Genomic DNA, 13112 nt, shown 5'->3' with positions numbered 1-13112 from the left:
TCGAGGGTATTTTGTAAAGCCCTATTTTCATTTCGCATAATCATAACGAATAGGGCTTCTTTAACCCTATTTATATACAATCCGGTCTGGTAAAGCCGTTGCATACAATTTAAAACCACCATCGACATTTCTCACCTTATACCCTTTTTCCATTAACATACGTGCCGCAACATAGCCCCTCATACCGAGCTGGCATGTAATATATATTTCTTGATTTACAGGGATTTCATCCAATCTTTCACGTAATTCATCTAATGGAATATTGATCGATCCCTTAACCATCCCTTGTTTCAACTCATTTGGCTCACGAACATCAATCAAATATCCACCGTGTTGGACAATATGGTCAATCTCATGCCACTGCACAGTATATACAAGCCCTTCAATTATATTACTTGCAGCATACCCTACCATGTTTACTGGATCTTTTGCAGAAGAATACGGCGGCGCGTATGCTAATTCTAAATCTGGTAAATCCATTACCTTTAGCTTCGCCTTCATTGCCGTTGCAATAACATCAATCCGTTTATCTACACCATCACGTCCAACAGCTTGCGCACCATACATTTCGCCTGACTCTTTATTAAAAATTAATTTTAATAAAACCGGATAGGCATTCGGATAATAACCCGCATGGGAATTTGCTTGTACATGTACTACCTCATAGGGTATGTTTAAGCGCTGCAATACCTTTTCATTTACTCCTGTTGAAGCAACTGTTAATTCAAATACTTTCGCAATTGATGTTCCCATCGTTCCTTTATATACAGATTCCGCATGTCCATGAATCATATCTGCTAACAGACGTCCTTGTCGATTTGCTGGCCATGCTAACGGAATCATTGTCTCTGTTTCTGTTACAAAATCTTTTACCTCAATCGCATCACCAATCGCATAAATAGACGAATCTGAAGTTTGTAGTTTTTCATTTACTTTAATTGTTCCTCTTACTCCAAGTTCTAACCCTGCTTCTTTTGCTAAATGACTCTCTGGCTGAACGCCGATTGAAAGAATAATCATATCTGTACTGATTTTCGAACCACTTTTTAAACGTACAACTGCTCCATCTTCTTCAAAAGCTTCTACCCCATCTTCTAAAATAAGCTGAACGCCATGCTTTTCCATATGTTCATGTACATATGCTGCCATTTCATAATCAATTGGTGGTATCACTTGATTATTCATCTCAACAAGCGTCACATCAATCCCTTTTTCTCTCAAGTTTTCTGCCATTTCAATCCCAATAAATCCCCCACCAACGACAGTCGCATGGCGTGGTTTCTTCTCATCAATATACCCTTTCATACGATCTGTATCTGGTACATTCCGTAATGTAAACAACGCCTGTACGGTTTCAATTCCTGGGATAGGTGGCACAATTGGCTTCGATCCCGGTGAAAGAATTAAAACGTCATAAGATTCTTCGTACGTTTCATTTGTCATTACATTGTTCACTACAATTGTTTTTTCTTCTTTATTAATCTTTATCACTTCACTTAAGACGCGAATATCTAAGTGAAATCGCTTTGACATCTTTTCAACTGTTTGCACTAACAACTTCTGTCTCTCTTGAATCACACCGCCAATGTAATATGGCAACCCACAGTTTGCAAACGAAATATATTCTCCTCGCTCAAACATAATAATCTCATCCTCTTCACTCAAACGACGAAGACGTGCCGCTACTGATGCTCCGCCGGCAACTCCACCGACTACGACGATTTTTCTGCTCATATTTCCCTAACCTCCACAACTATTTTTGCTTACTGCTACGGATATATAAAATATAAATTACATATACCTGTATAGGTATATGATAATCATAAAAAAATATAATGACAATATATAAAGCTCAAACTTTATACTTGTTCACTAAATTGAAACAAACTGGACTAAAAAAAGCCACTGATCCCAGCGGCTTCCTCACACATACTTCCTATGCACCATCTTCCCGTCATAAGAAAACACAACGCCTTTATTCTCCACAAACGACTCCATATGCACCGTTCTTCCCCATAACTGATGAATATACGGCAACACTTTCTCTAAGTATTTTAAATCGAGCTCAATTCCTTCATAGCAATGTTTAATATAGAGTTCGCCGTTCTTTAAATGGTCTCCATCTTCCACTACTAAGTACGGGAACCCACCATTTGTACGCATATTTACGAGTTGATCACGCACATGTTCCCATTCTTTATCAACGATTTTATAGTCTTTCCCTTGGCGCTGGAATAAGTACATATCCTCTCTCATTACGAGCTCTTTATTTAAGTAGTTTCTAAGGAACGATACGTCCCATTCAATCTCCCGCACTTCAAAGATTTTATCACGACCAGATCCTGGTTTCACACCGCGCCGCTTCATCTCTTCCGTTGGATTATTATAACGTTCTTCAATATCTTCAAAGATCTTAATGCCAAGGTAGTATGGATTAATACTTGTTTTAGACGGCTGCACAACCCCTGCATTTAGCTTCGCAAATTCGATTGCTTCATCAGATGTTAAGTCCATTTCGCGGAGGATACGTTGGTGCCAATACGACGCCCAGCCTTCGTTCATGATTTTCGTTTCTAATTGCGGCCAGAAATACAACATCTCTTCACGCATCATCGTTAAAATATCTCGCTGCCACTCCTCTAATTCTCTACTATATTCTTCGATAAAGAGCAGTAAATCTTTCTCTGGTTGTGGCGGGATTTTTTTCTTTTTTCGCATATTAGGAAGCTCTCGTTTTTTATTTCGATCATCTAAATTCCATAAATCATCATACTGTGATGCCCGTTTTCTTTCTACTTCTTCCTCTTCTAAGTCATCGATACTCCAAGCAAGCTTCGGCCGCATGAGCGATGGATCAATATGTTCTTGAATCGCCAATACAGCGTCTAAAAACGTTTCTACTTCCGCTTTTCCATATTTATGTTCATACGCTTTAATTCGCTCTGCCGTTGCTGCCATACTTTCGACCATATCGCGCTTCGTATTTGAGAAGCGGATATTATTTTTAAAGAAATCACAGTGTGCCAATACATGTGCGACAATCAATTTATTTTGAATCAGTGCATTTGTATCAAGTAAAAACGCATAGCATGGGTCAGAGTTAATAACAAGCTCATATATTTTACTCAACCCCAAATCATAATGCAGCTTCATTTTGAAAAACTGTTTCCCAAAACTCCAATGTGAAAACCGCGTTGGCATTCCATATGCACCAAACGTATAAATAATTTCCGCGGGGCATACTTCATAACGCATCGGATAAAAATCTAGCCCAAACCCTGTTGCAATTTCCGTAATTTCAGCAATTGCATACTCTAGTGCTTTATCATCACTTCTCATCTCGTTTCCCTCCTTACACTTTCCCTTAAAACAGTGTATGAAGAGAAACAAGCTTTCATGAAAAATAGATAGTCTGTTACCAATAATCTTCTTCATAATTATATGAGCGGTACTGCTTTTCATAACAACACCGACACATGTTATGGGGATAATCCCATGGCATATGCGTTTGACAGTATTTACATTTTTTTCGATGTTTAATTAAATGTTTCCTTAAGTATTCATCAATTTGCTCTGCCATTTTTGTTCGTTCACGTTCCCATATTTGTGCCAATGTTCGTTGGTTACTGCGATATAAGAAAATAACGTGCAGTCCCATGCTTTTATACGACAGTTCCATATCATGTAACGAATTGGTTTTCTGCATAGGCTCTGGCCATGCTTCCTTTCTTACTATCGCATGCAAAATTGCAAGATAATTCAATAAAATAAAAAAGCTAGATACAAATTTTGTATCTAGCTTCTCAAGCCTATCTATTAGCCCTCAATAACTTCAAGTTTCTCCACAATCGGCGTACGCTCTTTTCCTTCTGGCTTCTTATCAAAATAGCCAATATGAAGAATACCGACAATGCGTTGTCCTTTTACTAAGCCTAGCCCATTTATAAATAAAGGATTATAATTCAGTCCACCTGATTTCCAAACACAGCCTAAACCGCGCTCCCAAGCTAACAATTGGAAGTTTTGCATAAATGCACATACTGCTGCGTAATCTTCATCACGTTGGATTTGGCGTGGGTCTTCATCCATATACACAACAATTTGAGCTGGTGTACTTAAAAAACGATCGGATAAAATTTTACCTCTTTTTGCTCTTTCTTCTTCTGTAAAAGAATTTAACACAGCGTCCACTAACGTTTTTCGGCCTTCTCCAATAAATAATTTACATTTCCATGGTTCACGATGTTGATGGTTCGGTGCCCACGTTGCATCATTTAATAATTCGATTAACAACTCTTTTTCTACTGCTTTATCTGTAAATGTACGAATAGAACGTCTTTCTTTAATGATATTTGCAATGGAAGTATATGTCGTCATATGTGTCTCTCCCTTATTTTCATCTATATGTTTGCATCTATTGTTAATATTGATATTGATTTTCAATTTCGATTATAACGCAGTTTTCTACTATTAATCAATGTTTTTAAAATTGTATACATTCATTTTGATTTCTCGACATATTAGCTGTGGCGCTGAAATCAAAAATAGTTCTTCACTTATTCCCCCTTTTTATTTTCATACAGCATGAGATTAAAAAAGCACTGCTCGCTTCTATACATGTCCTGACACTTTTGCCCACCTAAAAAAATGATTTAATGTTGGTTTTTAATTTAGATTTATATAACAAAAAACTTACAATGTTCACATGTTTTTCACAACTTCTCCACAACTTCGGGACACTCTATAGATAAAGTTTCCAGTTTATTTAATTAGGAGGAATATATGGTATGTATAAAAAAATGATGGCAAGTATTTTAGCAACAGGACTTTTATGTGGAATGGCAGTATTCCCTGCTTCTGCCGCTACACAGCAAAAAATCATCGTACATTATCACTTACCCATCTCAAATGAACAACTACAATCTTTAGAAAAACAAGGCTATCAAAAACGTGAAATTTGGAAAACCGCACGCATTGCAAAAATAAGTAAAAAAGATATCAATGACGTTTTATCCTACTATAAACAAAATAAATCTTGGGAAGAAACAGCGAAACATTTCGGGGTAGATCAAAAGAAACTTCATAAACATCATATGAGTAAAGAAATGAAAGCAGCATTGTTGCAAAAAGTAGCTGACATGCAAAAATCCACTCCAGAACAACTGAAAAAAACAATGGAAGAGAACCATATTCACTTGCATCATCTTGCCGTTTTAACTATCATTTCCCAAAAAAGTAATACACCATTAGACGATGTATTAAAAATGAAAAAAGGTGGCATGCATGTGAAACAAATCGCTGAAAAATTAAATGTGAAAAAAGAAGAGATAAAAACTGAAATGAGAAAATTAGTGCAGTCTGTAAAAGGCTAAATATAAGGAAGGAAAAACGGGAGCTAAGGGGCTCCTGTTTTTTGTCATTTTTTGTTGGTTAGTCGATATCCTTTGTCGAATCGCTGATATATTTTAATTTGCGCCGATATATGATGAGAAACGATCGATATATTTGAAAAATCGTCGATAAAATTTCATTTACCATTTTATCCCGCATTAACGAGCAGTAAGACTCCCACCTCAAAATTCAGCGACAGCAAAGAAGTTAGGTGGGAGATCAACTGCTCGTAAAAGCCCGATTGGTTCAACTAATAATCAGTGGGGGATGAAGAAAACCCCCACTGATTAAAGTTTCACTTTATTCGAACCCATCTCGTCAGATCGCCTCACTATGTTTCTTTTTATAATTTTGTAGCATTTCCTTTTTTATATTTTTTGTATAATTTTTCGCCTTTCCCAGAAACTAACAAGAGCATCCTGCATGATGGAAAGAGGTGAAAATAGTGTTCCGCTCGCTACTTGGAAAACAAAAAAAGAATTGCTCTATTCCAGAATTTGTTCATACGATGAAAGAATCTACTGATTTTGTATCTTACAACATAACAGAAGATGGAAACCTCTGTATGTTTTATTATAAATCTGTCGTAGAAGAACTCATAGTTAAAAGATTTATTTTAACACCTATTAAAAGGCAATTAGAACAAATCCAAAACATTGCGGATTTAGCTAACATCGTCTCTATTGAAGATATTATTCCCGCACCCTCTATTGATGATGTTCGTGAAAAGTTACTGGGGGGATATGTACTCATTAAATTACAAAATTCAGCACATGCAACTGAGTATGCTTTAATTCGAGCAGAGAGCACTGTTCTTGGTAAACGTTTATATAATGATACAGAAAATGAATATAGCGTAATTGGACCAAAAGTTGGTTTTGTGGAAAGTATTGATACGAATCTCCATTTATTACGGCGCTCTATCGTAACAGAGCAATTAGTTTTTAAAAAAATTGTTGTTGGATCTATATCAAAAACAACCGTTGTAGTGGCCTATATAGAAGGAATCACGAATGAACAATTTATTAATACTACGACACAGCGTCTAAAGGATATTGATTTCGACGTCCCCTTCGATGCAACAATGATTGAACAATTTATTAGTGATAATAGCAACTCACCTTTTCCGTTACTCTTACCAACAGAACGGGTTGATCGGGCTGTATTTGCTTTAATTAATGGAGAAGTTTTAATTTTAACAGATGGCTCCCCCTACGCATTAGCTGGACCGGCCACTCTATTAGACTTTTTCGTTTCACCTGAAGATTATTATTTACCGTGGCTTATCGGCTCTTTCTTTCGGATCATTCGTTTTTTTGGAGCTATATTTTCTTTATTTTCTTCTGCTATCTATACGGCCATATTAACTTTTCACTATCAAATGATCCCGGCTGATTTATTAGGGCCTATTATTTTTTCGAGGGCAAATGTACCATTTCCACCGGTTCTAGAAGCGCTGTTTTTGGAAATTACAATTGAATTATTACGTGAAGCTGGCGCTCGCTTACCTACAAAAGTTGGACAAACGATCGGGATTGTTGGTGGGATTGTAATTGGACAGGCTTCTGTTGAAGCCGCTTTAACGAGTACCATTTTATTAATTGCGGTAGCTTTATCTGCACTTGCTTCTTTCACAACACCAACTGTAAAAATGTCCACTACTATTCGGTTGCTCCGATTCCCACTTATCCTTTTAGCAGGTGCATTCGGAGGTCTTGGTCTTATTGTAGGATTCATATTCATATTAGCTCATCTCGTTCAATTAAAATCACTTGGGTCGCCTTACTTATTACCACTATATCCATTTCGAGGCTTAAGTAGCACAGATGGCTTCATTCGCTGGCCATTTAGTCAAACAGCTCAGCGTCCTTCTTTTTTACGGCCAAAATCAAATTGGCGCTATAGTCCAAACAAAGCGAAACAAAAGCGTGATGGTGGGGAAACATGAGAAACATTCTATTGTTCTTTGCAATTGCTTTTTTATACTTCCAATTTGGATGCACACAAACATATATAGTAGATACACAACGAATTATTCATGTAGCTGGATTCGATTTAACCAAAGATAAAAAATTTCAAGGTACTATTTTATATCCTGACTACACGCATGGTGTAAAAACAAACCCAAAAACGCAGTCAACCGCTGCTAGATCCCTTGAAACGATTGCTTCTCATTTGGATGCAAAATCACCTCACAATGTTGTCGTAGGACAAATGCGTGTCGTATTATTTGGAAAATCTTTTAGTTCATATGGAATTGATGAAATCATCAGCAATTTACAACGCGATCCTAATGTTGGACGTGATGTGCAAATAGCAATTGTAGATGGATCAGCAGAAGAACTTCTAAAATATGTAACACCAAACGGTTCATTGTATTTATCTGACTTACTTGAACAAAATATACAGAATGAAAATATCCCTCAGACAGCTTTAAATATTTTTTTATATAATTATTATTCATTTGTATGCGATCCATTTCTTCCTTACATTCAAATCACTGATGATCACGCGGTTTCCGTAAAAGGGCTTGCCTTTTTAAAAGGGGACAAAGTGGTGATGTATACCGATAAAAAAGACTCTTTTTTAGTAAAATTACTTCTTAATCCGACTAAAAATGGGCGTTACGAAGCAAAAATAAAAAAAGATCATCATGCAGGGCTTGTCGTCACACAAAATTTATCTGGAGAAAGTGTCTATCACGTTGATCAAACCGGTAATATCCCTAAAGTAACGATCCATTTGAAATTAAATGGATTAATAAAAAACGCCCCTAGTTGGATTGATTTAACCAAAAGAGAAAATACAAAATATGTAAAAAAACAAATAGAACAACAGCTTAAAAATCAATCTCAAAAATTAATTCAACAATTTCAGCATCAAAAAATAGATCCTTTAGGAATACGCGACCAAATTAGAAGTCGATCAAGAAAATGGAGCATACAACAAATTCAAGCACTATATCCATCTGTAGACGTTCATGTTGAAGTTGATGTTAATCTTGTGCAATCTGGTATCGGAGAATAGTGAGGTGATAAGATGGGTATGAACAGTAAAGAGCGAACTGTCTCCCCTTACTTTGCATTTATTTTAGTTCACTCCCTTCAAATCGGAGTGGGAATTTTAGGTTATCAACGCCTGATTATTAAAAATGCTGGTTATGACGCCTGGATTTCCCTTATTCTCGCTGGCATTGCGACTCATATTGTATTATTTTGCATGTTAAAAATGCTAACGAAAGATAACGACCTAATCAATATTCATATAACATGCTTTGGAAAATGGATCGGCTCCTTCTGTTCTTTGCTTTTCACGATTTATTTGTTATTATTTTGTCTCACTGTCCTTCGTACATATATGGAAGTCATTCAAGTTTGGGTATTCCCTACCATTAAATTGTGGAAGCTAACTTTACTATTTTTATTAGTCACTTACTATATTATAAAAGGTGGATTTCGTTCTGTAACGGGAATGTGTTTTTGGGGCATCGTACTACCTTTTTTCGTATTGTTCTTTTTTATTTTCCCAATGAAATATGCACACTTTCGTAATATTTTACCGGTTTTCACTCATTCACCTTTAGACATTGTAAAATCTACGAAAGACTCTACGTTAGAATTTCTTGGATTTGAGGCTCTCCTTGTCTTTTATCCACTTATTGAGAAAGGAAAATCTTTAAAAAAATGGGCACATGGTGGTATCGCTTTTACGACGATTATGTATGTAATTTTAGCGCTTATTTCTTTTATGTACTATAGTGAAGGCTTATTAAAACATACAATTTGGCCTACGTTAACAATGTTAAAAATTATTAAAATTCCTTTTATTCAGCGGTTTGAATATATTATTATTTTTGTATGGCTTCTTATCATTTTACCTAATCTCTGTTTAACAATATGGTCCTCTTGTCAGTCTATGAAGCGTTCATTCCATATTTCATTTAAAATCACACTACCTTTTTTTATTTTTGTCATATATGTCGCTTCTTTATTTTTTACAAATCGCGAAAGTATCAACATGTTAAATACTGTTTTATCCCAAGTGGGTATGTATATCGTATATGTCTATATCCCCCTTCTCTTTCTATGGCATTCCATTCGCTGGCGGTTGAAAAATAAACAAAATTAAACTTCACCATAGGAAAGTATTAGCGAGTTTGGTACAATTTTACTAACATAAAAGCAAAGGGGAAAAGCAGATGAAAAAATATCTATTCTCTTTACTTATAATAAGCAGTCTCATACTTTCTGGATGTGGTGCAGAGGACAAAAAACAATCGTCCGAACCTAAAGCGAAAGAAGAACACGCTTCTCATTCTCAGCAAGGTGACCTGCAAGAAACCACAAAAGGAATCGAGACACTTCCTACATTTTTGGACAAACTAGATCCACAAATGAAAGATATCTATGCAGTCGCAGGAAAAAATGCTGAATTATTAAATTGGATCCCTTGTTACTGTGGATGCGGCGAAAGCGTGGGGCATAAAAACAATAAAAACTGTTTTATTCGTGAAATTAAGAAAAATGGCGAAGTTGTTTGGGATTCGCATGCTACAACTTGTGTAAACTGTTTAGAAATTGCAGTAGAATCTGCATCGATGCATAAAAAAGGAAAATCCACTCTCGAAATTCGAAACTACATCGATGATAAATATAAAGAAGGCTATGCAAAACCAACGCCTACTCCAATGCCAAAAGCATAAAAAGCGAGGAATTTCCTCGTTTTTTATTTTTCACTCAACATTTTCCTTAGCAAATTCTTTCAAGTGTATTTCCGCCCTCTTGTCATACACTATATGTAACTCCTCGGTAAGGAGGGTACACAATGCACACATATAACGACTACGATAAAGCTCTCTATTACACCTATTGTTGTAATTGGGATAAGTTGCTCGTTTTAATGGTCCAAACTAATGATCAATTATTTTCTAAACGAATCGAGCATTTTTTACATGCTTACAAATATGGAAAAGAACTATCAGACGTAGACAAACAACTTCAGCTTCTATTTCAATATATCGACCATGCTTCACAAAAGTCACACATAGAAGAAATAGACCAACTACAAATGTAATTGAACTCCTCCACCTACCTCTACACGAGGTAGATGGGGGATTCTCTCGTTTATGCTAAGGAAAAAACCGTTCCCCTCGGTAAAGTTTAATCTATAGGTGGTGTACTCACTTTACCGATAATAGCACACGAAATTTCTCCATCTATGGAAACAATACAAATTCCAATTGAGAAAAAATATGAAACCGCTCTCACTAAACACACTGATCCCGCTTTAAAAACAAATCTAGAACCAAATAAAGAAGCCATTCAAAATTTTTTTAGTGTGATAAAAGCTGTAAATCAGCCGTAAAAACAAGGTTTATGTACCTTGTTTTTTTCATTTCCAAGTTTTCCTGTTATAAAACTTCCCTTGATAAAAATATTTTCTCTTTATTTTCTTATCCTCTTCATACTATAATTTAGTATGTAACTATTATAAGAGAGGTAAAAAAACATGAAACGTGAGAAAAAACAAGAATATGCTTTGTTTACTGCTTGGGGAGCTTCGTTTATTGCTACACTTGGAAGCTTATATTTTTCTGAGATCATGAAGTTTGAACCTTGTGTACTTTGTTGGTATCAACGTATTTTTATGTACCCATTTGTTTTATGGCTTGGCATTGCAGTTGTAAAAAAAGACTACCATATCGCTACATACTCTTTACCAATTGCAAGTATTGGTGCTTGTATTTCGCTATACCATTATGCAATTCAAAAAGTTTCTGCATTCTCAGCAGCAGGCGCAGCTTGCGGGCGTGTGCCTTGTACAGGAGAATATATAAACTGGTTTGGATTTATCACAATCCCATTTTTAGCATTAATCGGCTTTATCACGATTGCGATTTGCAGCTTTATTGTAATAAAAAACAAATAAGGAGATAAAAAAATGAAAAAAATGCTTATCTTTGGCGGTATTATTATCGTCTTATTTGCAGCTATTTTTGCAGTAACACAAATGGAATCAAAGAAGGAAGAAAGTTACTATACAAACAAAATTTCTTCTGATGAGATTCGTAAAAATAATGAAGAAAAGAAAGAACAAACCATTTACTTCTATCAAACAGGTTGTGTACACTGTGAAAAAGTTACCCCTATTGTTTCTCCAATGGCAAAAGACATGAACATTGATATGAAAGTCATTGATATTTTAAATGATAATCCAACTTGGGATGAATATAAAATTACAGGAACACCAACCATTATTCATTTTAAAGATGGAAAAGAAGTAAGTCGTATTAGCGGCGAACAATCAAAAGATGCTTTTGAAAAATGGTTTAAGGACAGCAAAAAATAATAAGAAAAGGAAACTCCTTCTATACATGAAACGTGCGCAAAATCCCACACTAATGTATAAGGAGGGGATTTTATGCCAGAAGTACGCTGCTCCGTTTCCAATTGTTCATTTTGGGGACAAGGAAACTTTTGTCAGGCGAACGAAATTATTGTTCAACCTGATGCTCAAAATGCAGTACAATCAGGTAATGATTCTTATACAAATGCCGTTTTAACTGGCGAAACATTAGAAAGTTCAGCAGTGACAAGTGTTGAAACATGTTGCCAAACATTTAAACCGAAATATTAATACATGAACCCCCATCCCTTTTGAGATGGGGATTTTTCTTTCTTTTCTCTCCTATGTCTTTCATAATATGTATATAATCAGTGAAGGTCTTCATCCCCCACTGATTATATACATATTATTTGAGGAGCGAACAAAAATGAGACATGTTTTTTGTATCGGAGAATTACTAATCGACTTTGTATGCCTTGATCGTCATTCATCATTAACAGATGGTAACCTGTTTGAAAAGAAAGCTGGCGGAGCTCCGGCAAATGTCGCAGCTGCTATTACAAAACTTGGTGGCTCTTCCTCCTTCATGGGACAAGTTGGAAAGGATCCATTTGGTGATTTCCTTGAAAAAACATTACAAGATGCACGTGTAAATACCTCGATGCTTATCAAAGAAAAGCAAACAACACTTGCTTTTGTATCCATTGATCGTGAAGGAGAACGTGATTTTACCTTTATGAGAGGAGCTGATGGTGAATATACATTTGAAGACATTGACCTTGCTACCATCAAGAATGATGACATACTCCACTTTGGATCAGCAACTGCATTACTACCAGGAAATTTAAAAGAAACATACATCAAACTTTTACACCATGCCAAACAGCACAACATGTTCATTTCCTTCGATCCAAATTATCGTGATGCATTAATTAAAGACATCCCGCAATTTCGAAAAGATTGCCTAATCTTCATTTCAAATGCCCACTTTGTGAAAGTAAGCGATGAAGAAGCGATATTATTAACTATGGAAACAGATCTATATAAAGCTGCACAATTATTGTTATCCTATGGAGCAAAATGTGTTGCCATCACACTTGGAAAAAACGGGACACTTCTTGCAACGAAAGAAAAACAAATCATTATCGCTTCTATTACCGTTCAGCAAATAGACACGACAGGTGCAGGCGATGCTTTCGTCGGAGCAATGTTATATCAATTTTCAAACAAAGAATATACATCTCCACCAAATTTTTCAACTTTACGTCATTTTGTTTCATTCGCAAATAAAGTAGGTGCCTTAACTTGTACAAATTATGGGGCAATCGCTTCTCTTCCAACGCTTAAAGATGTAGAAGCATACTGCTAAAGGTATG

General features: G+C 35.8%; 14 protein-coding genes. 10 read left to right on the top strand and 4 right to left on the bottom strand.

What is annotated here, in order from left to right:
- Positions 1-66: 66 nt before the first annotated feature.
- The 4 genes from cdr to ACX5JI_RS06825 all read right to left on the bottom strand — a co-directional run bounded on the left by cdr (position 67) and on the right by ACX5JI_RS06825 (position 4377).
- Positions 67-1734 (bottom strand): CoA-disulfide reductase, encoded by a 1668-nt coding sequence (cdr, locus tag ACX5JI_RS06840; protein WP_459500363.1) that lies wholly within the window; start codon positions 1732-1734, stop codon positions 67-69.
- 189 nt (positions 1735-1923) lie between these two features.
- Positions 1924-3339, bottom strand: a complete 1416-nt coding sequence (spoVR, locus tag ACX5JI_RS06835) for a stage V sporulation protein SpoVR (protein WP_459500362.1) — start codon at positions 3337-3339, stop codon at positions 1924-1926.
- A gap of 76 nt (positions 3340-3415) precedes the next feature.
- Positions 3416-3706, bottom strand: coding sequence for a hypothetical protein (locus tag ACX5JI_RS06830; RefSeq protein ID WP_459500361.1), 291 nt, complete (start codon positions 3704-3706; stop codon positions 3416-3418).
- Between the two features lie 110 nt (positions 3707-3816).
- Positions 3817-4377, bottom strand: a complete 561-nt coding sequence (locus tag ACX5JI_RS06825) for a nitroreductase family protein (RefSeq protein WP_459500360.1) — start codon at positions 4375-4377, stop codon at positions 3817-3819.
- Between the two features lie 410 nt (positions 4378-4787).
- Here ACX5JI_RS06825 and ACX5JI_RS06820 point away from each other — a divergent pair, with 410 nt between their 5' ends.
- The 10 genes from ACX5JI_RS06820 (at position 4788) to ACX5JI_RS06775 (ending at position 13105) form a co-directional block, all read left to right on the top strand.
- The gene (locus ACX5JI_RS06820; RefSeq protein WP_459500359.1) at positions 4788-5372 is read left to right on the top strand and encodes a hypothetical protein; all 585 of its coding nucleotides are present in this window, start codon (positions 4788-4790) and stop codon (positions 5370-5372) included.
- Between the two features lie 527 nt (positions 5373-5899).
- Complete coding sequence (locus ACX5JI_RS06815; RefSeq protein WP_459501043.1) at positions 5900-7339, top strand: spore germination protein; 1440 nt, start codon at positions 5900-5902, stop codon at positions 7337-7339.
- The gene (locus ACX5JI_RS06810) at positions 7336-8418 is read left to right on the top strand and encodes a Ger(x)C family spore germination protein (RefSeq protein WP_459500358.1); all 1083 of its coding nucleotides are present in this window, start codon (positions 7336-7338) and stop codon (positions 8416-8418) included. The genes ACX5JI_RS06815 and ACX5JI_RS06810 overlap by 4 nt, the downstream gene beginning before the upstream one ends.
- A 12-nt stretch (positions 8419-8430) precedes the next feature.
- Positions 8431-9519: a GerAB/ArcD/ProY family transporter gene (locus ACX5JI_RS06805; protein WP_459500357.1), complete on the top strand. Its 1089-nt coding sequence runs from the start codon at positions 8431-8433 to the stop codon at positions 9517-9519.
- A gap of 70 nt (positions 9520-9589) precedes the next feature.
- Positions 9590-10093 (top strand): PCYCGC motif-containing (lipo)protein, encoded by a 504-nt coding sequence (locus ACX5JI_RS06800; RefSeq protein WP_459500356.1) that lies wholly within the window; start codon positions 9590-9592, stop codon positions 10091-10093.
- 122 nt (positions 10094-10215) lie between these two features.
- Positions 10216-10464 (top strand): YhdB family protein, encoded by a 249-nt coding sequence (locus ACX5JI_RS06795; protein WP_459500355.1) that lies wholly within the window; start codon positions 10216-10218, stop codon positions 10462-10464.
- A gap of 435 nt (positions 10465-10899) precedes the next feature.
- Positions 10900-11319: a disulfide formation protein C gene (locus ACX5JI_RS06790; RefSeq protein ID WP_459500354.1), complete on the top strand. Its 420-nt coding sequence runs from the start codon at positions 10900-10902 to the stop codon at positions 11317-11319.
- A 12-nt stretch (positions 11320-11331) separates the two neighbouring features.
- Positions 11332-11739 (top strand): thioredoxin family protein, encoded by a 408-nt coding sequence (locus ACX5JI_RS06785; protein ID WP_459500352.1) that lies wholly within the window; start codon positions 11332-11334, stop codon positions 11737-11739.
- Between the two features lie 72 nt (positions 11740-11811).
- Positions 11812-12027 carry a DUF1540 domain-containing protein gene (locus tag ACX5JI_RS06780; RefSeq protein WP_459500350.1) on the top strand — a complete coding sequence of 72 codons (216 nt, stop codon included), beginning with the start codon at positions 11812-11814 and terminating at the stop codon, positions 12025-12027.
- 136 nt (positions 12028-12163) lie between these two features.
- Positions 12164-13105, top strand: coding sequence for a carbohydrate kinase family protein (locus tag ACX5JI_RS06775; protein ID WP_459500348.1), 942 nt, complete (start codon positions 12164-12166; stop codon positions 13103-13105).
- Positions 13106-13112 lie beyond the last annotated feature (7 nt).

The organism is Bacillus sp. C1 (genome assembly GCF_054570475.1).
This window is presented reverse-complemented; position numbering and strand designations above follow the sequence as displayed.